This window comes from Psychrobacter sp. 1176_08, assembly GCF_052850615.1.
Genome location: NZ_VXCU01000001.1, coordinates 441,557 through 462,822, shown reverse-complemented (window position 1 = coordinate 462,822; position 21,266 = coordinate 441,557). Strand labels below are relative to the sequence as shown.

General features: G+C 42.7%; 16 protein-coding genes. 7 read left to right on the top strand and 9 right to left on the bottom strand.

Annotation, left to right across the window (positions count from 1 at the left end):
* Positions 1–238: 238 nt before the first annotated feature.
* Entirely contained in the window at positions 239–967 is a 729-nt protein-coding gene (locus FW759_RS01845) for a glycerophosphodiester phosphodiesterase family protein (RefSeq protein WP_131397844.1), read from the bottom strand.
* A gap of 339 nt (positions 968–1,306) precedes the next feature.
* Between FW759_RS01845 and FW759_RS01840 the strand changes: the two genes are divergently transcribed.
* On the top strand, positions 1,307–2,257 hold the full coding sequence (locus FW759_RS01840; protein WP_131397842.1) for a hypothetical protein: 951 nt from the start codon (positions 1,307–1,309) through the stop codon (positions 2,255–2,257).
* A gap of 97 nt (positions 2,258–2,354) precedes the next feature.
* On the opposite strand, the gene FW759_RS01835 is transcribed toward FW759_RS01840, so the two are convergent.
* Positions 2,355–2,990, bottom strand: a complete 636-nt coding sequence (locus FW759_RS01835) for a cob(I)yrinic acid a,c-diamide adenosyltransferase (protein WP_131397840.1) — start codon at positions 2,988–2,990, stop codon at positions 2,355–2,357.
* A 272-nt stretch (positions 2,991–3,262) separates the two neighbouring features.
* Here FW759_RS01835 and cysS point away from each other — a divergent pair, with 272 nt between their 5' ends.
* From cysS to pdxH, 5 genes are all read left to right on the top strand, one after another.
* The gene (gene cysS / locus FW759_RS01830) at positions 3,263–4,699 is read left to right on the top strand and encodes a cysteine--tRNA ligase (RefSeq protein WP_446442124.1); all 1,437 of its coding nucleotides are present in this window, start codon (positions 3,263–3,265) and stop codon (positions 4,697–4,699) included.
* A 142-nt stretch (positions 4,700–4,841) separates the two neighbouring features.
* Positions 4,842–6,851: a mechanosensitive ion channel family protein gene (locus FW759_RS01825; protein WP_446442000.1), complete on the top strand. Its 2,010-nt coding sequence runs from the start codon at positions 4,842–4,844 to the stop codon at positions 6,849–6,851.
* A 309-nt stretch (positions 6,852–7,160) separates the two neighbouring features.
* On the top strand, positions 7,161–8,633 hold the full coding sequence (guaB, locus tag FW759_RS01820; protein ID WP_062844749.1) for an IMP dehydrogenase: 1,473 nt from the start codon (positions 7,161–7,163) through the stop codon (positions 8,631–8,633).
* Positions 8,634–8,840: 207 nt separating this feature from the next.
* Positions 8,841–10,211, top strand: coding sequence for a phosphoglucosamine mutase (gene glmM / locus FW759_RS01815; protein ID WP_131397836.1), 1,371 nt, complete (start codon positions 8,841–8,843; stop codon positions 10,209–10,211).
* A gap of 43 nt (positions 10,212–10,254) precedes the next feature.
* Positions 10,255–10,908, top strand: coding sequence for a pyridoxamine 5'-phosphate oxidase (gene pdxH, locus FW759_RS01810; RefSeq protein ID WP_446442123.1), 654 nt, complete (start codon positions 10,255–10,257; stop codon positions 10,906–10,908).
* 92 nt (positions 10,909–11,000) lie between these two features.
* Here the strand turns inward: pdxH and FW759_RS01805 are convergent, their stop codons facing one another.
* From FW759_RS01805 to FW759_RS01775, 7 genes are all read right to left on the bottom strand, one after another.
* A complete protein-coding gene (locus FW759_RS01805) occupies positions 11,001–12,293 on the bottom strand; it encodes an efflux RND transporter periplasmic adaptor subunit (RefSeq protein WP_131397822.1) in 1,293 nt (430 codons plus the stop codon).
* Positions 12,294–12,360: 67 nt separating this feature from the next.
* On the bottom strand, positions 12,361–14,049 hold the full coding sequence (locus FW759_RS01800; RefSeq protein ID WP_446441999.1) for an MFS transporter: 1,689 nt from the start codon (positions 14,047–14,049) through the stop codon (positions 12,361–12,363).
* 470 nt (positions 14,050–14,519) lie between these two features.
* A complete protein-coding gene (locus FW759_RS01795) occupies positions 14,520–15,149 on the bottom strand; it encodes a glutathione S-transferase N-terminal domain-containing protein (RefSeq protein WP_131397818.1) in 630 nt (209 codons plus the stop codon).
* 49 nt (positions 15,150–15,198) lie between these two features.
* Positions 15,199–15,876 carry a type 1 glutamine amidotransferase domain-containing protein gene (locus FW759_RS01790; protein ID WP_131397816.1) on the bottom strand — a complete coding sequence of 226 codons (678 nt, stop codon included), beginning with the start codon at positions 15,874–15,876 and terminating at the stop codon, positions 15,199–15,201.
* A gap of 258 nt (positions 15,877–16,134) precedes the next feature.
* Positions 16,135–17,184: a zinc-binding dehydrogenase gene (locus FW759_RS01785; RefSeq protein WP_131397814.1), complete on the bottom strand. Its 1,050-nt coding sequence runs from the start codon at positions 17,182–17,184 to the stop codon at positions 16,135–16,137.
* A 120-nt stretch (positions 17,185–17,304) separates the two neighbouring features.
* Positions 17,305–18,516, bottom strand: a complete 1,212-nt coding sequence (locus FW759_RS01780; RefSeq protein ID WP_131397812.1) for an iron-containing alcohol dehydrogenase — start codon at positions 18,514–18,516, stop codon at positions 17,305–17,307.
* Positions 18,517–18,715: 199 nt separating this feature from the next.
* The gene (locus FW759_RS01775; RefSeq protein WP_443505231.1) at positions 18,716–19,327 is read right to left on the bottom strand and encodes a TetR/AcrR family transcriptional regulator; all 612 of its coding nucleotides are present in this window, start codon (positions 19,325–19,327) and stop codon (positions 18,716–18,718) included.
* 420 nt (positions 19,328–19,747) lie between these two features.
* Between FW759_RS01775 and FW759_RS01770 the strand changes: the two genes are divergently transcribed.
* Positions 19,748–21,238, top strand: coding sequence for an aldehyde dehydrogenase family protein (locus tag FW759_RS01770; RefSeq protein ID WP_446441998.1), 1,491 nt, complete (start codon positions 19,748–19,750; stop codon positions 21,236–21,238).
* The last annotated feature ends 28 nt before the right edge of the window (positions 21,239–21,266 follow it).

The following is a 21,266-nucleotide window of genomic DNA, read 5'->3' as shown; positions in this document are numbered from 1 at the left end:
TTTTTTGCAATCATATAATATCCCTAGCGGTATTAATTTAAGACCCTATAGTACCTGAAAAACATAATAAAGTGAACAGTTATGCACTATAAAAATATTGCTAAATAACAATAACTTGTATCGATTATAGAATGTATTTGCAAAAATAATCGGTCACTTATCAGGCGTTGGGTGAAAGTGTAAGAAACACGGTAAATATGTATGGTTTTGGGGGTAAAAGGTACAAAATGCAAGTGGGTCAATTTAAGAGCAGATAACTTGGAAAGTCCGTGATAATAACGTCAGTCTGCCATTTGATGAGTTGCTGAATACTATCCGTATCATTGACTGTCCAAGCGCTAACCGGTAAACCATAGCGATGGCTATGTTTAATAAAGGATTGACTGAGTAGCGGATGATAAACGCCCAATCGAGTACAGCCAAGGGTCATCGCCGTATTGGTAGCGACCATTAAGGACTCATGCGTACGAATCAATAAGCCGCGCGGGATATGTTTTAATAGTTTGCTGCGCTGTAGTCGTGCATGTAGCTCCACGTCGAAGCTGGTCAAGACAATAGGTAGGGAAGCCAAGGGACTATGTACCAAATCTTGTGCTAGTGCTGCAATTAATTTGGTGTAGTCGGTGCGAGCATGTGTCTTGATTTCAAGCTCAATATAAGTAAAGCCGTACAAAGCTGGCGCTATACTGGTCAATGTAACAATTTGATGGCCAAATTGTCGCTGCCGCTGTATTTCTTTGATATTTAGCTGATCGATGCGTGATTGCTGACCACACATACGCGCCAAGTCATCATCATGGAACACCACCAAACAACCATCAGCGCTTAATTGGACGTCAAACTCAATGCCAGTCAAACCACATGTCATCAAGCGCTGCGCATATTGAAAACCCGTTACAGTGTTTTCTAATGATTCACCACGAGCACCGCGATGACCCAATAAAAGTGTACGTTCAAAATTTATCATGGCTCACACAGTATTGCTATTTTTACGAGTAATCATATAGTGTCACTTGGATGGCGTCTAATGGTTTTTATGGATAGGTATTTTTTGATGACTGAAGGTTACAATCTGATTGATCGATATTATCCACATATGAGTTTGTTATGTTTTTGCAACTAAGTGTAGGTTTTAGGCCTAATAAGGGGCGCTATTTGTACATACAGAGGTTACAATAATGACCATGCCGTTCAGAAAGCAGACAGTAATAGGTTTTGTAGCCTACGAGAGTTAAAGGGACGGTTTGAACATCAATCACTGTCCATCAGTGGCGGTACGAATTAGTAATTTGGGAGCAAGAACAGCATGAGCGTAGCAAATAATAGTTTGAGCAAGTGGCACAAAGTTGCCGGAATTGGCATTGTATGTAGTTTGGCGCTTGCAGGCTGCGATCGCTCAGAGAAGGAAGATACTACTCAGACAGCAGAAGTAACGGAGCAAGAACCAGTAATTGAAGAAAATACAGTTGCTAATGCCGTTAATTGTGATGATCCGATGGTACAAGATCGTCTTAAAGCCGCTTTAAAAAACACACTCAATCAACAAGCACAGACACTGGCTGCTAACTACGCAAACGACTCAGGAATTAGTCTGGACAATGGCGTCGTCACCAATAAAACCAATGGCATTATGATAGACGTACAAAATGCAGCTGTCATACAAGAAGCCAATAGTAATGGCATGACCACTTGTCAAGCAAGCGTTAGCATGACGCTGCCAAGCGAAGACTTATATCAAGCAAGTCAAGTGCAAGCGGCCAACAATCAGCCAAGCTTACAGTCACGTTTAGCGCAAAACAATATTCGTATTAATAATAATATGCTGGTTGATGATGCCTTTACCTATGTTGTTGGCACCCAAGGTGGCCAGGTGCGCACACGTATTGCTGGGCAACCAGCTTTGCTGACTGTAGTAGCCGATGTGATGGCAGGTTCTGTATACAAATCAGCGATGGACAATGAGCGTGCACAACGCGCCGCTGCTCAGAGAAATGACAGCAGTAACGATAACCAACCAGCGCCTGCTCGTCAGCCTAGACCAATAACGCCAGTGAAACCAACTCGTCCTGCTGAGCCTACTACGCCACCAACGGTCAATCGTCCAAGTAGCAGTCAAAACAATGCGACAGAAAATAGCGCAGCAACTGCACCGTCTTCTGAAACCAAAAACTCTACAACACCCGCTTCACCAAAATTAGTACCTAAAGATGAGAGTATCGATATGGTTATTATCGAAGACGAAAGTGCGACTTACTAATTCGTCAAATTGGCATTGCTATTAAATGTCGGTATCCATGAATTGATTTCAAAAAAAGCCCGCAAAATTTACATTGCGGGCTTTTTGTTTTATATCATTATTGCTCTTTAGCAAAGACTTGTAATACTTGATTGTCCCACAGTACTTCAGAAATTTGGTTAGGATCGGTGCAAAAGCGAGCAGCGACAAATAGCCAATCTGATAAACGGTTAATAAGGCTCACTGCTGTAGGACGAATCGCCTTTGGGCGTTGCTCCTGTAATGAAACCGCTTGACGCTCAGCACGGCGACAAACACAGCGTGCGATATGCAATTGACTGACCAAGATCGAACCCGTTGGCAAAATAAAATCTTTTAGTGGGGGCAGGCTTGTATTCATGGTATCAATTTGCTGCTCTAACCAGTCAATATGAGTGGCATTGATGCCTTCGTATTCTGGCATGGCAAGCTCACCGCCGATATTGAACAATAAATGCTGGATGATGACCAGTGCTTGCTCAAAGTCTACTGCTTGTTGTGGCGAGACATGGACAAGTAGCGGCTGACCTAATTCCTGATTGTTGGCTGGTTGAGCCAAGTGTGCGCGTATAAGACCAATGTGTGAATTGAGCTCATCGACATCACCCATGACATTGAATAAGTGGTCCGCTTTGCTAACGCGACTACCATCTGCCATGCCTGTACTGCCATCATCTCCCGTGCGTGTATATATTTTGCTTAAGCGATTACCCATGTTGATACCCTTAGTTGTTTTTATGGTCGAATAATATTAGTTGCGCGCTCATTGTAGTATTTTATGGCTGTTTTCGCTAAGATAATGGGTTAAGTTTTATATGACCAGCGTTTTCTGATACTAGAATACTTGCAGTATCATCTGTGTTTATTGATTCTACGTTTTACTCATGGCTTCGACCTGTCATATTTTACTTATATTGTTATCTTATTCTCTATACTTTTAATAAATAAAAAGGCTTTTCTCCTATGACCACACCACTTGCAGACGCTATGTCTCAGCTTGCAATCTACGACTCACTCACTGGGCGCAAGCAGTCATTTAAACCGCTTGTTGAAGGCAAGGTCGGCATGTATGTGTGCGGTATGACCGTCTATGATTATTGTCACATTGGTCACGCTCGGGTGATAGTTGGGTTTGATATGGCGGTACGCTGGCTTAAGCAATTGGGCTATGACGTTAATTATGTACGCAATATCACAGACATTGATGACAAGATCATTGCTCGTGCTGCCGAAAATGGTGAAGAGATTGGTGCATTGACCGAGCGATTTATCAAAGCGATGCATGAAGATGCCACTGCGCTTGGCTGTGAGAGACCTGATCTTGAACCACGTGCGACAGCGCATATCGATGAGATGCAACAAATGATTGAGACCCTTGTCACAGGTAACTACGCGTATGCAGGTGACAATGGTGATGTCTATTATGCCGTCGATAGTTTTGCTGATTATGGTAAATTATCGAAGCGTAATCTAGATGATATGCAGGCAGGCGCACGAGTCGATGTCGAAAACGATAAACGTAATCCCTTTGATTTTGTATTATGGAAAGCGGCAAAACCTGATGAACCGCAGTGGGCATCACCATGGGGACAAGGGCGTCCTGGCTGGCATATTGAGTGCTCGGCTATGTCAACCAAGTGCCTAGGTCATACCTTTGATATTCATGGCGGTGGCCATGACTTACAGTTCCCGCATCACGAAAACGAGATAGCCCAATCAGAAGCAGCAACTGGTTGTGAGTATGCGCGTAACTGGATGCACGTTGGTTTTATCAACGTCGATGGCGAAAAAATGTCTAAATCATTGGACAACTTTTTTACCATTCGGGATGTCATTGCCAAGTATTTGCCTGAAACGGTACGGTTTTTCTTACTATCGAGCCACTATCGTAGCCAAGTGAACTTTTCAGATAGCGCCTTAGATGAAGCTCATAATAGCCTAAGCAGGTTATATAATGCCCTAAAATTAGCAGAACAACAAAAACAACAGACATTGAACATTGACGACGCTTTGGTCAATAAGGCCTACAGTAGCGAGACTGGACAAAGCTTCATCAAAGCCATGAATGATGACTTCAATAGTTCTACAGCGATTAGTGTGTTATTTGGGCTGGCACGTGATATCAATAAGGCGATTAAGGCGGAAGACGTAGAGACGGCTTGGCAATTGGCTCAGCAGCTCAAAGCGCTGGCGCAAGTGCTAAACATTTTACAACAACCCGTGCAGCAGTTTTTGCAAGCCGTGGTAGGTGATACCACTGAAAACAGCTTAACAGATGCGATGATCGACGGTCTTATTGTTGAGCGTGCAGAGGCCAAGACCAACAAAAATTTTGCGCGTGCGGATGCCATACGTGAGCAATTAAAAGAGGCGGGTATTGAGCTTGAAGACAGCCGTGCTGGTACAACGTGGCGCCGTGCATAAGGTAAAAATTACAAAACATATCCAGTTATAGTAATAAAATGAGTCAGCTATATGCTGGCTTTTTTTAAACTGCATTAATTATTAATTTAGACGATACATTTTTTGCGTCCAAACCTTATATGAACTGATGGCTTTTAAAGATATGAATACTCTAAAGGACCGCTCTACAGCAGTCAATAATATGGCAGCTAAGGTTAATGATAGCCAGTTGAACGGTAATCAATACGTACGTAAATATGGCGAAGTACGGCGCTATCATGGCCTTCAGTTACTGCTGGTTTCTTTGTGCATGGTGATAAGCGCTATTTTTATGCCAGTTGTCTCTGCGCAGGCAGCAAGCAATGATGATACACAAAACAGTAGTGAGCAAAGCACAAGTGCGCCAGATACACTAACTGAGTATGCGTCGCAAAAGATTGATACGATTAAAAGTCATAAGATAAAACTTTCTGATGTTTCAGAAGAGATGTTTGATCCGACCGAGCGAAACGCTGTAGAGCAAGCAGGGACACTGCAAGGCGATGCTGGGCTCACGGGCGAATATAATGAGAGCTATTATGAATTAAATAAGCTCAATGCGGGATTACCGCCATTGTCTGTGCCACCGAACCTGACAACCCCGCTTGCAACCTTGGAGTTTTTTCAATCAGCGGTAATGAAGCAGCAATATGACTTGGCAGCTTACGCCCTTAATATGAATTTGATTGATGAGAAGGTTCAGCGCAGCCGTGCTATTGAGCTTGCAAAACGTCTTGATTTTTTGTTATCTGAAAAAAAGCTTTATGTCTTTGATGATTTGCCAGATCGGCCAGATCGGCCAGATGGTTTGATGGAGCCATTATTGGGTAACGAAAGTAGTGTAACGGGTATTGTTAGGCGTTCTATACAACTTGGCTATATTGATTATCGTGAACGCCGTGTTCCTATTTATTTACAGCGAGTACGAATAGAAGACAGTGCCCCTGTTTGGGTTTTTTCTGAGCAAACAGTGGGCAATATCGACAACCTTTATGAGCAGTATCACCCATCAGAGTTTGAACGCTATTTACCTGAATGGTTAAAACTCAAATTTTTCGGTATTGCTCTGTGGGAATTTATCGCGCTAACGACTTTTCTCTTACTTACGATGGGGCTTGGCTGGCTATTGAGTAAAGGCACAGAAAAGCTTATCAGTCGCTATATCGATGCCGAAAAGTACAGCATGTATGTAGGCAGTAGTAACGGTGTTGCTGATTTGGTCAGTAAATTGACGGTGCCTTTGACTTTTACCATCAGCTTTCTATTGGTTTTTACGTTAGTTTCAGGCGGCTTTCCTTATTTAGATGCGGTTGCCTCATCTATTCGTCCACTGATCTGGATCGTTTTGGTTTTTAGTGCCATGTGGCTGGGTATTCGTGTCATCAACTTCTTTGCCAATCGCTATCAAAGTATGCAGATTGAAAATCTAGGAGAAGAGCAGTTCGATAAAGTGCGACGTCGGCGCACCTATGTGTCAATCTTTCGCCGCGTGTTTATCTTTTTTATGATTCTCGGTAGCATTTGGATTGGACTCAGTGAGTTTACCAATATCGAGGGTCTTGGTAGGACATTGTTGACCTCAGCTGGTATTGCCAGTGTGGTCATCGGTATCGCAGCGCAACCAATATTGGGCAATATCATCGCAGGTGTGCAAGTGGCAGTGACACAGCCTGTAAGGATTGGTGATAGTGTAATTATAAAAGGTAACTTTAGTACGGTTGAAGACTTACGGTACACTTATGCTGTTCTAAAAACATGGGATGAACGACGATTGATCGTACCGATGCGTGAGTTGATTACTGAAATGGTAGAGAACTGGTCACATACGGAAGTACATCAGACCTGTCCTGTATTTTTATATATCGATTATGGAGCAGACATTGATGCCATTCGCCAACATTTTATATCCGTGACTAAAGAAAATGAGCTTTGGGACAATAAAACTGAACCTGAAGTGTTCGTCGTTGAGGTGACTGAAAAAACGATTCAACTGCGTGGCGCTGTGTCCGGAGTAGGGCCTATCGAGGCATGGACACTCGCTTGCGAAGTACGTGAAAAAATGCTTGGCTACTTACATGAACAGCAGCATCAGTACTTACCCACAGAGCGTTTTACTTTGGGCGAAAGTAATTAGTAATGAATCATAGCCGCTAGCAATGAAAAAAAGTGACTAATGGTGTGGAGTGGGCTCGTGATTAAACAAAGACGTGCTTCTCTAAAATAAGCTGACAAATAAGCATGCGCTCTGCCTGCTTATTTGTTATAATATGGCGTTATTTTTAAGGGATAAATGAGCCGTCAAGAATAAGACAGCGCTATATTTGCGTATACTTATGATTGATGAATCAATGGCAATTTTCGAGTGCGATAGTTAGCTGGTCTATTGTTGATTGTTTTAGTGCAAAAATCCCACCCATCAAAATAACCACCACTAGGGGTCTGTATGTTGCGAATTGTCGATGAAGCCTTAACCTTTGATGACGTTTTATTATTGCCAGCCTATTCTGAAGTCTTGCCAAAAACTGCCGATCTGTCTACTCGTTTGACCAAAAACATCACCTTGAATCTACCGCTAATCTCTGCGGCTATGGATACAGTGACTGAGTCTGAAATGGCCATCACGATGGCTCAATTAGGTGGTATGGGTATCTTGCACAAGAGCATGGATATCGTACAACAGGCTACTCAAGTACGCCGTGTCAAAAAATTTGAAGCAGGTACGGTCGTGGATCCAATCACCGTGCATCCAGAGATGACGATTGGTGAATTGCTACGTTTGACTCAAGATAATAATATCTCAGGCGTACCTGTGGTTGAAAAAGGCACAGACAATGTTGTGGGTATCGTAACTCATAGAGACTGGCGTTTTGAAACCAACTTATCAATGCCGGTCAGTCAGATCATGACGCCAAAAGACCAATTGGTGACTGTGCATGAAGGCGAAAGCAACGAGAACATCAAAAGATTGCTGCATGAGCATCGCATCGAAAAAGTTATCGTTATTGATGACAAGTTTCGTTTGCGTGGTTTGATTACCGTTAATGACTTTGCGAAAGCTGAAAACAATCCAAATGCTTGTAAAGATGAGAAAGGTCGTCTTCGAGTGGGTGCAGCGGTTGGGACAGGTGCAGACACGCAAGCACGCGTTGAAGCGCTGATTGGTGCTGATGTAGATATTATTGTTGTAGACACCGCGCACGGCCATTCAAAGGGCGTGATCGACAAGGTTTCTTGGATCAAGAAAAACTATCCAAACGTTCAAGTCATTGGTGGTAACATTGCAACAGGTGATGCAGCTAAGGCATTGCGTGATGCAGGCGCTGACGCTGTAAAAGTTGGTATCGGTCCAGGATCTATCTGTACCACTCGTATTATCGCTGGTATTGGTGTGCCGCAAATCTCAGCCATTGATAATGTCGCCAGTGCTTTGCAAGATAGCATTCCATTGATCGCTGATGGTGGTATTCGTTATTCTGGCGATATGGCAAAAGCCATTGCTGCTGGTGCGTCGTGCATCATGGTAGGTTCATTGATGGCAGGTACGGAAGAAGCCCCAGGTGAAGTAGAATTGTTCCAAGGTCGCTATTATAAAGCCTACCGCGGTATGGGTAGTCTTGGCGCGATGTCAGGATCAAATGGTTCATCAGACCGTTATTTCCAAGATGCCAAAGATGGCGTAGAGAAGCTTGTACCAGAAGGTATTGAAGGCCGTGTTCCTTATAAGGGACCAGTAGCTGGTATTGTCAACCAGTTGGTGGGTGGTTTGCGTTCTTCTATGGGCTACACAGGCTCTGCGACTATTGAAGACATGCGCAAAAATCCGCAGTTTATCAAGGTGACGTCAGCTGGTATGAAAGAGTCACATGTTCATGATGTTCAAATCACTAAAGAAGCACCAAACTACCGTGTGAATTAGACATCAACTTATAATCCTGTGTTATATTGACAATAGCGTTTTTGCAGGATTGTAGTGACTTTGATATACAAACGGCCAACAATGCTTTGTTATTGTTGGCCGTTTTTTTTGTAAAATACATAACGGATTACTATAACAATATCAGTGCCTGCGTATACGTTTGGCCTTTTACTTTTAGACTTAGTTTACAATTAGGGAACACACATAATGAGCTACTTTGGCACCGATGGTATTCGCGGCAAATTTGGTCAGTTACCGATTACGCCTGATTTTATTTTAAAATTGGGTTATGTTACGGGTCAAGTATTGATGGAAAACAATGATAATCCTGCCCGTAAACCGAGTGTGGTCATTGGTAAAGATACTCGCTTGTCAGGTTACGTTATTGAAGGGGCTCTACAAGCGGGTTTTAATGCCGCTGGTGTTGATGTCCATATGCTTGGCCCATTGCCAACACCTGCCATCGCACATTTGACCCGCAGTTTTAATGCGGATGCTGGCGTGGTTATTTCAGCCTCTCATAATCCGTACTATGATAACGGTATCAAGTTTTTTTCGGGTGATGGTAAAAAATTAACCGATGACATGCAAACTGCTATTAATGACAAATTAAAGGCAGTGATGAGTCAGTCAGAAGCTGGCGATGCCGTCATCATGCCAATTCTTGATCCTGCCAATCTCGGTAAGAACAACCGAATCAATGATGCCAAAGGTCGTTATATCGAATTTTGTAAAGGCAGTTTCCCTTATCAATACGATTTGAGCCATTTGACTATTGTAGTCGATTGTGCAAATGGCGCAGGTTATAGTGTGGCGCCAAGAGTCATGCGTGAGCTTGGTGCCAATGTGATTGCAATCAACAATGAGCCTGACGGTATCAATATCAATGATGACTGTGGTTCTACACATCCAGAAGGTCTGCAACAAGCAGTGCTGGATCACGAAGCAGATGTTGGTATTGCCTTAGATGGTGACGGCGATCGTATCGTAATGGTCGATGAAACTGGTCAACTAATTGATGGCGACGGTATTTTATACCTACTGGCTACCAAAGGTTCTACCAAAGCTAAAGGCGTGGTAGGGACACTCATGAGCAACATGGGGTTAGAGCTGGCACTCAAGGATGCTGGTATTGACTTTATGCGTGCAAAAGTAGGGGATCGCTACGTCATGCAGACGCTTGAAACCAATGGCTGGATATTGGGTGGAGAGCCCTCTGGACACATCCTATGCTTGGATAAGAGTCGCACAGGCGATGCCATCATCGCAGGCTTACAGGTGTTGGCTGTGATGCAAGCTCAAGGGCGCGCACTGAGTGATCTTATTGAAGGGTTCGAAGTACTGCCACAAAAACTGGTCAATGTACGTTTGGCTAAGATGCAAGACCCTTATGATCATGATGAGCTGGTTGTCGCCTTTGAAAAAGCACAGTCTACATTGGAAGGACGTGGTCGTCTCTTGATTCGCCAATCAGGTACAGAGCCAATGATACGCGTCATGGTCGAGTCGGATGACATCATAGAATGTGATGTCATGGCAAATGACTTAGCTGATCTTATCAAATCTGTATTAGAATAACCGCCCTTGAACGAATAAGACAAAACGAGGAATGACCATGAGCATGGACTTCACTGACCAACGCCTGTCATACGAAAAAGGCACACTGGATCAAACATCAATACCAGAGTCACCATTTGAGCTTTTACATGCTTGGATGAGTGAGGCCATAGAGCAAAGCGTTCAAGAACCCTATGCCATGAATTTGGCGACTTGCGGTGCAGACAATAAACCCAGCGTACGTATTGTATTGCTACGTGAGATCACAGCAACGGGTATTGTTTTTTATACCAATTACGAAAGTGCAAAAGGACAGGATATTGCAGAAAATCCCAATGCCGAAGCCCTGTTTTTTTGGCATGAGCTTGAGCGCCAAATTCGTATCAGTGGAAAAATTGCCAAAATTGATGCAAAAAAATCTGCAGCATATTTTCAAAAACGTCCCCATGACAGTCAAGTTGGGGCATGGGTAAGCCAACCGCAAAGTGGTGAAGTGGCTAACCGTGAGGTTATGGAAGAAAAATTTGCACAATTGCAGGCCGATTATCCAGAAAACCTGGCCGTACCTACGCCAGAGTTTTGGGGCGGTTATGAGATTACGGTTGAAAAAATCGAGTTTTGGCAAGGACGTGCTAACCGCATGCATGATCGCCTCGTTTATATGCAAGATAATAACGAGGGAGCCTCTACTTGGACAACGAAACGCTTATTGCCATAATGGTAAAGGCGGGTTGTTAAAAGTATTTGATAGATAGTTTAAAAGCCATTCTAAATCCACTAATCAAGGAATTTAGAATGGCTTTTTTTGTACTACTTTTTGACTTTGTGATCGGTGTCTATATCGACCGAAACTGACATGCCAGGACGTAAACGCGCAAGCTCTGGCTGACCCTTATCTAAGTCAATCCGTACAGGAATGCGCTGAGCAATTTTGATGTAGTTGCCAGTCGCAGGATTGGCAGCGCCAGCACTAAATTCACTACCAGTTGCTGGTGATATATTACTGACATGACCAGTGAACTCTGTTCCTCCAAGTGCGTCCACCCGAATGGTTGCAGGTTCACCTATCGCCATATTTGCCACTTGAGTTTCTTTGAAGTTTGCAATAATCCATACGCCTTCAGGTACGATATACATCAACTGTGTACCTGCGCTGACATACTGCCCTTCTTTAACACTCACTTGACTGAGCTGACCAGATTCTGGCGCCGTGATGATAGTATTGTCTAGATTAATCTGTGCTTGCTTTACACCAGCTTCAGCGCTTTTTATGTTCGCGTCCAGTGAGGAGCGGCTACCGCTGGTTTTATCACGGTTTTGACGAGCGGCTTGCAAATTGGCTTCCGCCTGTTGCACACTTGCCTGCGCCTGAGCGAGTTGGGCTTTGATATGAGCCACTTCCGCTTTTGAGACAGCACCAATAGCATCTAAACCTTGATAGCGATTCACGTCCTCACGCGCGCTTTCCACGTTGATTTTGGCACTGTATAGATCCGCTTCTCGTGCTTCGATTTGTGCTTGGCTACTTTGCGTATCTTGAGTATTACTAGAACGATTGGTGAGTGCTACCTCTGTATCGGCCTGTGCTTGATCAAGCTGTTGCTGAAAGGTACGATCGTCTATTTTTATGAGTAAATCACCTTCTTTTACAGTGGCAAAATCTTGTACAGCTACTTCGGTCACATAACCTGACACTTGCGGACTGATAATGGTCGTTTGACCTTTCACAAAGGCGTTGTTTGTCTGCTGTATTGTCGGTGTAAAAGGAGGTAATTTCCACGCATACAAAATCAAGGTCACACCAATAATAATTAGTAGTATCAATAACCCCAAATTTAAATACGATTTTTTCTTGGGCGACCAGCCAGTTGAGTCAGGAATAGGCTCTTTGGGTGGCATGGGAGGCTCATTACCAGTTGGCGTATCATCCACATCAGATTTGTCCTGACTGCTAGAGCTTGGAGTTGGTTCTTGGTTGTTCTGAATGGAGTCCGTCGCAGTTTGCGTTGTACTAGTATCGGATTCTGTCTGCGATTTCACTGCTGGAGCGCCATCTGACGTTTGAGCTTTTTGAGTCAGATCATTGGATTTTTCTTGGCTCATGACGCTCTCCTGATTTTATTAAACATAGGCTTACAAGTTTTTAGTGCTGTAGAGTGAATAGATTGGGTCATTTGTTTTCACGCATTTTGGCAATCACCGCCAGTTCTTTGGCCAGTGGGTTACGTTTATGATAGCGATAATAGAAATAATTTATCAATAGAATAATGGTAGTGATAGTAGCAATGCTTGCCATCAAAAAGAATAGGTCATTGTATGCCGCGACAGTCGCCTGTTTTTGTATACCTTGTAAGACTTGGCTCATGGCTGCTACGTTGACTTGAGTGGCATCTGTTATTTGACTCGATAAAGTACGACTGGCACCAGCGACTTGTCCCATCAAAGCCGGGTCGCCCAAATTAAGTGAGCCGACCATATCTGCATAATGCGCTTGCGTACGAATCGTTGTGAAGGCTTGAATAGCGGCAGCACCTGCAAGCCCGCCGACCGTTTGAGATATCCCAAAAATAACAGAAAAACTAATAATATAGGCAGGGCCACTAGCGATAGCGCGTAAAAACCCTTCAAAAACCAGCGGTCCCATGAAGTATATAGCCGCAAATGCAATCAAAGACTGACTAAGATAAAACATATAAGGCGCTGAATTAATAGACACACTTGTATCCATCCAGGACCCTATAGCAATTAATGCCACTGCAAAGATAACGGGACGGCGTAAATCCATCGCATCAGTGCTAAAAATACTAATGATTAATGCCAAGGCACTGGCGGATAGTATGACCGCATAAAACGTAATCAGCTGATCGTTACCATAACCAAGACTGGCAAGCAATCCTGCCGCGCCGACATTCTGCTCAGACAGCAAAATACGCATCACAGCACCAGTAATCATAAAAGCAATGATGTTGCGACTACGCATCCAGCGAACTTGCAACATAGGGTTTTTGCGATGCGTTTCAATCCACAGTGCTATGCTAATATTGACGGCGGCAATAATGAGTGAATAAATTAGCCAAGGCGTTGTCCACCACTGAATGCGGCCCTGTACTAAGAATACAGCCAACGCAGCAAGACCACTGGCAAAAAAAGCAAAGCTTAAAAAATCGAGTTTTTCGAAGACTTTTTCGGTATTACCAGGTGGCAATTCTAAAATATTAATTAACCCAAAACAGATCAATGCCAAACCAAATTGAAATAAGAATAAGTTTTCAAGCTGACCGTCGATAGCGAGATAGGGCGAGATAATTCGTGATAATGGGATACCAAATTGCACCAAGCCAAAACCCAATATCAAACCGCTGGTGCGTTTGACCGTAGGCATGCCTTGCAAACAATAGAATAAACCTAGGATGGTCATACCACTAGCGACCATACCACTTAACCCTCTAGCAATAATCTCTAGATAGTAAGCATCAATTTGAATGTTAATCGCATCCAAGAAGTGACTGTTGACGAACCACTGTAAGCTTGTGGCTGCTAATAGAAAAAACAGGGTGATTTTGCTAAAGAGCGACATGCCAAACTGCTGGCGAATTTTATATAACAAAACAGTGATACAAGCATTCGTCATATTATAACTGACAGATATCCAACCACCTTCGACCGGCGTTAGACCCATTTCCCCTTGGATTTGCGTCAAATTCGCCACCAATAAACCGTTCTGAAAGCTGGCAGTCAGACCAATAAAAATTCCGATAAGTAGATAGAATAATTTACGGCGTGCAGGATGGTCAGGATTGGCTGGAGAGCCAACCATCAATGGTTGTTCATGCGGCTTAAATTGATATTCAGTATTCATGAGCGTACGACGATGTTTGTAAGAGAGTAAATGACATGGGGCAGCGCCCAGACAAAAACTGTACCTATTGGATGGGTATTAATTGAGATACACGCTATAGTTAATCCTGAATAAAAAGAACACAGACATTACAGCGTGCTACAGGTATAAATTTTTCTTGCGTGCTGCTATTACAGAGACTGCGCAAAATTCATCCCAGTCGCACTGTATTTATTTTATAGTGGATCGACAATATTCAATATATAAGACAAAAATATAACTTAAAAATAGCGGGCAAGATTTTATCATAACTTCTATCAGGCGTTTGTCATATACACGTAACGCGCTATGCTGTTTTTAACTTATGTTCAAATATTACCGTACGCCCATTTATAGATAATGGACATACAGTTGAATCAAAAATAAGAACAGCTCTTTACAGAACTGTTCTTATGTCATAAAAAATTAAGTAATGGCGTTAAAACAGTCTGTTAGATCGACTCATCATAATTTGCTTCCAAACGCATGGTACGCTGATAGCTATCAAGGCTAGCCAGTTGTAAGGCATATTGTTTTATAGACGGGTAGTCTTCTAACATCTCGCGCTTGGCAAGCATAATCAAGTCAAAAGACAACATAAAGTCAGCCCCACTTAATCTATTGCCAACGATAAAGGCCTTATCAGCCACTTCATCATTCAAATAGCTTAGCAGTTTGTGTTTCTCTTCGGCAATATAATTATCCAAAAACTCATTATCGTTAATACCTGCCTTTTTGGTAAATAGTTCAAGTAATAACGGCAACATAAGCGAGCTTTCTGCAAAATGAATCCACTGCAAATAAGTCCCATAATCTGTACTATCTATAGAAGGACGCAAATGCTCTGGCGCAAATCGTTCAATTAATAGCTCAGTAATAGCCCCTGACTCAGTATAAAGTTGGCCATCCATTTCAATAACCGGAGACTTACCAAGTGGATGTACCGCTTTTAGACTCTCTGGTGCCAAATGGGTTTTAGCATCGCGTTGATGACTAATGACCGTATAAGACACGCCAAGTTCTTCTAGAAGCCATAGGATGCGTAACGAGCGTGATTGATTGAGATGATGTAAGCGAATCATGGTAGTGGCCTTTTTGTGTGGTTTATTATGTTCACCTTAGAGCTTTATATTAGCCCTTCAATTTGGCCATCAATCGCTTGGCTGTTTCTTCTGATGACGCTGGGTTTTGCCCTGTAATCAACAAGCCATCTTCGACAACAAATGATTCCCAATCCGCAGCTTTTTCATAGTGACCGCCATTGTCTTTTAAAGCATCTTCTACTAAGAAGGGTACGACATCTGTCAGACTAACGGCTTCTTCTTCTGAGTTAGAAAACCCAGTGACTGTTTTGCCTTTAACCAGATACTCACCATCAATCTTGACATTTTTTAGAGCAGCAGGAGAGTGGCAAACAAAAGCCACTGGCTTGTCTTGCGTCACAAACGTTTCAATCAAATTGATGGAGTTTTTATCGACGGCTAAATCCCATAATGGGCCATGACCGCCTGGATAAAAGACAGAATCAAAATCTTCTGCTTTCATATCAGCAAGTTTTTCAGTATTCGCAAGATGTTCTTGTGCTTTTGCGTCTTCTTTAAAACGTTTGGTATCTTTTGTCTGTGCATCCGCTGTATCGCTACTAGGATCAAGTGGTGGCTGACCACCTGCAGGAGAGGCTAGCGTTACGTTCACACCAGCGTCAATAAAAGCATAGTAAGGAGCGGCAAATTCTTCTAACCAAAAACCCGTTTTCTTACCTGTGTCACCCAGACGATCGTGTGAAGTTAGTACCATTAAAATGTTCATAAGTATCCTTAGTTATTATTGATGTTTGATCGAGGTTCATAGTTAACCAAGCACTAATTGCTATACTGTTTAAAGGTATAATGATTAGTACTTAGTTATTGAATGAATCGTTATCCAGTTACTTGTCTATTTGTCATTGCTTATCTATTTATCATTCATAGTATTCATGCAACGTAGACATTTTGCAGTAGCAATATGAGTAAACTATGTTGTTAAGTGGTTATTACTACTCATCTAATGTTAACTAATAAAAGAGTATTAGTTGACGTCAGCGACTTTAACCACTGTTTTGCCAAAGTTGTCACCGTTTAGCATGCGGACGAAAGCATCAGGTGCATGGTCTAAGCCTTCAGCGATATACTCTTTGGTTTTGACATCACCTGATTTTACCCATTTGCTCATGGTTTCTAAGAATTCAGGATAGTGATCTCCATATTCTTCAAAAATAATAAACCCTTTAATCGTTAAGCGACGACTCAGGATAAGTCCTGTCAACATGCTCAAACGATCTTTACCTTCAGGCAAGTCCGTCGCATTGTATTGAGCGACTAGACCACAGACTGGAATACGAGCATGAGCATTCAAGAGGGGCATTACGGCATCAAACACATGACCGCCGACATTTTCGTAGTAGATATCGATACCATCTGGACACGCCGCTTTTAGTTGCTCAGCAAAATCATCAGCTTTGTGGTCGATACAGATATCAAAACCAAGCTCATTAACTGCGAAATCACACTTTTCTTTACCGCCAGCGACACCCACTGTACGCGTGCCGTATTGTTTACCCACTTGCCCGACAGTAGCGCCAACTGGACCAGTTGCGGCTGCAACCACCAACGTTTCGCCTTTTTGTGGTTTACCGATATCAGTCAAACCCATATAACCCGTAAACCCTGGCATACCTAATACGCCCAAGCCATAAGAGGGGTTTTTCATATCTTTATCAAGCTTTAGGACACCTTCGCCATTGCTAACGCTATAATCTTGCCAGCCTGAGTTTGAGACCACCAAGTCACCGACAGCGAATTTATCTATATTAGATTCAACGACTTGGGCAACCGTTCCACCCATAATGACATCACCCACTGCTAAGGGATCTGCATAGCTTTTTGCATCGCTCATACGTCCACGCATATACGGATCTAATGATAAATAAACGGTGCGTAATAGCATCTCATTGTCGTTAGGCGAGGGAATATCGCTAGTCACTAAATCAAAGTTTTCAGCCTTCGGCTCACCTTGAGGGCGGCTGGCAAGTTTGATTTGACGATTTGTATTTTGGTTTTGTTGCTTATCAAAGCTCATTTTAATAATCCTTTTTTTATTTATAAATATTAGTGTTCGTTGTTAAAGGAGTAACTACTCAGTGCTGAGTAGTTACTTTAAAATCAAAAAGATATATTTTTATTATTATGGTATTTCTAATTAAGACGCTTTACTAGTAACCGCACGTTGCAAAATACGGCGTGAGACATCTAAGTCATTCTTGCCATGCTCACCCAGTTTTACCATTTTATGCGCTTCAAGCTGTTTAACGATTGGGTCGATTGCTTCTTCTGTTAAATCAACATCTTCTAAGCTGACTGGTAAACCAAGATCGCGGAAGAAGTTTTCGGTATAAACAATGGCCGTCTCAATGATAGTGTCATCATTTTGATCTGTATCGGTAATGTCCCATACGTTACGGGCATACTGAAGCAGCTTTTCTTTTTTGCTTTCTTTAAGCTCACGCATGACGGATGGCAGCACGATGGTCAAGGTACGAGCATGATCAATGCTATGCAATGAGGTCAGTTCGTGGCCAATCATATGGGTTGTCCAATCTTGTGGAACACCTGTACCGATGAGGCCGTTCAGTGCCATCGTAGCTGTCCACATGATGTTCTTACGAGTCTCTAGGTTATTTGGCTCTTGCTTCACCACCAAACCTTCTGCAATAAGAATTTTAAGTAAGCTCTCAGCAAATGCGTCTTGAACCTTAGCGTTCACTGGATACGTTAAGTATTGCTCCATTACATGAACAAAAGCATCAGCAACACCGTTCATGACTTGACGCTCAGGTAGAGTCAATGTCTTGATAGGGTCTAAAATCGAAAATTTAGGAAAGGCCAATGGATTGCCAAATGGCAGTTTTGCTTGGCGTTCACTATAGTTGATAACGCCACCTGAGTTCATTTCAGAGCCAGTCGCTGGTATCGTCAAAACCGCGCCCAGATCAATAGCAGAATCAAGATTTTTGCAATAGCTGATTAAGGCATCCCACGCTTGGTCACGTGAAACAGTGCCGTCTTCTTCAGTTAAAGAGGCAACCAAGGCAACAAACTTACTACCGTCAAGTACTGAACCGCCACCGACTGCCAAGATAAAGTCGATGTTATGCTCATTCACCATGTCTGCTGCTTTTAGTAGTGTCGTAAATTCTGGGTTGGCTTCGATACCACCAAACTCAAATATGTCACGTGACCCACTTGCTGCCAAAGCTTCTTTTACTTCATCCAGCGTACCAGTACGCTGCGCTGAACCACCACCATAAGTGATTAGTACACGTGCATCTGTAGGTACTAATTCTGATAACTGAGTGATTTGACCTTCACCAAAGACGATACGGACGGGATTGTAATATTGAAAGTTGTTCATAAAATTCCTAAACGTTATTAGATATTTATTAAATATAAATTGTATAAAGATGACGGTAGCTTATTTGCCAATCCGTTTATTGCATCTGCGGCCATTGTACATTAATTAGACCGGTCGTCTAGTAAATTTACAAAACTCTCTAATAATGCAAATCTTCTGCCAAAGGATATTTTTATAGACGTGGTCTAAAATGACAGAATCAACGGCCCATTTGTGTGGTCGTCATCTGCCAAACTTCTGCGAGTGGGGTGTTAGTCTGACTGGTTTTAGCAATTAGGCTGGCACCTAACCAAGCAAAATACCAGCGTTTGGCCATACTCTCAGCAGCCACATTATCAAAACGGGGGACTGAGTTATCAGCCCATCCAGCTTTGATCTGTTCGGCCAGCCAATTGATGATTTGTTGATAACCAGCATTTAGGGCGAGACGCATAGACTCAGACATGTCTGCTACCTCAGCACTGAGCTTAACGACCAAGCATTTTCCATGATCACAGCCGTTTTGCTGAGTGTCATACCAGTTCTGAAAATAGTTGTATAGCTTCTGCTGAGCGCTAACATCTTGATCTGCGATGGTATCTAAGCGCTCTTTATAATGCACAAAATAATTACTGATAATGGCTTCACCAAAAGTCTCCTTTGAGGCAAAGTAATGATAGAACGAGCCTTTAGGAATGCCTGCTGTGTCTAGTATCTGCTTGATACCAACAGCGGTAAATCCTTTTTTAGCAATAAGTTGATAGCCTATATCTAACAAATGGGTTTTGGTGTCTGGCGGGGTATTCGTCGAGTTAACAGACATAATAGTCATGTGCTCCTAAGATTAAATAAGTGGTATGAATGGATAAGTGTCATCAGTAAAAGTTAAACGAGGTTAAATAGGGCAGTACGCTTCACTTGTTTTTATCGAACGTTATGTTGTGAAGTTACGTTTTTTCAACAAGACTTAATGACCACATATGCTCATTCTTATTAAGTTTATGGTAGCATTAGACCAGTCGTCTAGCAAGTATATGTTTTAAAGAACGTTGCTAGATGTTACTCACTGTTATAAGTTTGCTGCGAGTGTAGAGCATTATTGATAAATGAGCACCCATAAATAAATAATCACTTATACACAAGAATAATGTGGCGCTGGAATGATGTATTGTAAACCTGTCGCCAACTATTTTTACTCCAGTAGATGTTACTCAATATGACAACCACAACTATAAAATACCTAGGATAAATTATGTCAACCGATACCAATAATACCCAACCTAATGTCTATCAAGATTTTCATTTGCAATATATCGCAGGCGAATGGCAAAGCGGACAAGACGATAGTGTCAACACCAATACCAATCCCTATAATGGCGACACGCTAGTAGAAATCCAGCAAGCGACAAGCGAGCAGCTTGATGAAGCCTATCAAGCAGCCACTCTGGCTCAAAAAGAGTGGGCGCAAACAACCCCAGCTGAGCGTTCTGCTGTTCTGTATAAAGTCGTCAGTATCTTTGATCAGCGCCAAGACGAGATCGTTGATTGGCTCATTAGAGAATCGGGTAGTACTCGTATTAAAGCCATGGTAGAGTTCAGTAGTGCACGAGCCATTACGCTTGAAGCAGCCAGTTTTCCAAGCCGTGTACATGGTGAGATTCGCCCTTCTAATACAGCAGGTAAAGAAAACTTTATTTATCGTGAGCCAATTGGGGTAGTGGCTGTGATTAGCCCGTGGAATTTCCCATTGCATCTGACACAGCGCTCTATCGCACCAGCGTTGGCCCTTGGTAATGCTGTGGTATTAAAGCCTGCAAGTGATACACCCATTACAGGCGGTTTATTATTGGCAAAAATATTTGAAGAGGCGGGTCTGCCTAAAGGGCTGCTGAATGTTGTGGTTGGCGCGGGTAGTGAAATTGGTGATGCTATTGTTACGCATGATATTCCAAGCTTTGTCTCATTCACAGGTTCTACCTCAGTCGGTAAACACATTGGCGAGCTTGCAAGCGGCGGCGACTATATCAAGCAAGTGGCGCTTGAGCTGGGTGGCAATAGTCCATTTGTTGTCCTAAAAGATGCCGATATTGAGCAAGCAGTCAAAGCTGCCGCTTTTGGTAAATTCTTGCATCAAGGTCAAATCTGTATCGCTATTAACCGTATTATCGTAGAAGACGACATTTATGACGAGTTTGTAGAGCGCTTTTTGGCTCATGTAAAGACACTGAATGTTGGCGATCCTAGCAAACAGAACACGGCAGTCGGTCCAATTATTAATGAAAAACAAGTCAAATCACTCACAGATAAAATTGCTAAAGCTCAAGAAGAGGGGGCTACGATGTTATTGAGTGGTGAGATTAAAGGTCAAGTGGTACCGCCACATATATTCACAGAAGTGACGCGCGAGATGGACTTGTCATGCAACGAAGTGTTTGGACCATTGGTCGGTATCATTCGTGCCAAAGATGAAGAGGATGCGTTGTCGATAGCCAATGACTCAATGTATGGCTTGTCTAGTGCCGTCTTTACTACAGACATGCAAAAAGGATTGCGTTTTGCCCGTGGTATCAGAGCAGGTATGACTCATATCAATGATATTTCAGTAAATGATGAAAGCAATGTACCATTTGGTGGTGAAAAGAACTCAGGTATTGGTCGCTTCAATGGTGAGTGGGTACTAGAAGAGTTTACTCGAACGCATTGGATATCAATGCAGCACAAACCACGTGATTATGCATTTTAATAACGGATGACTCTGCTAAGCATCAAGC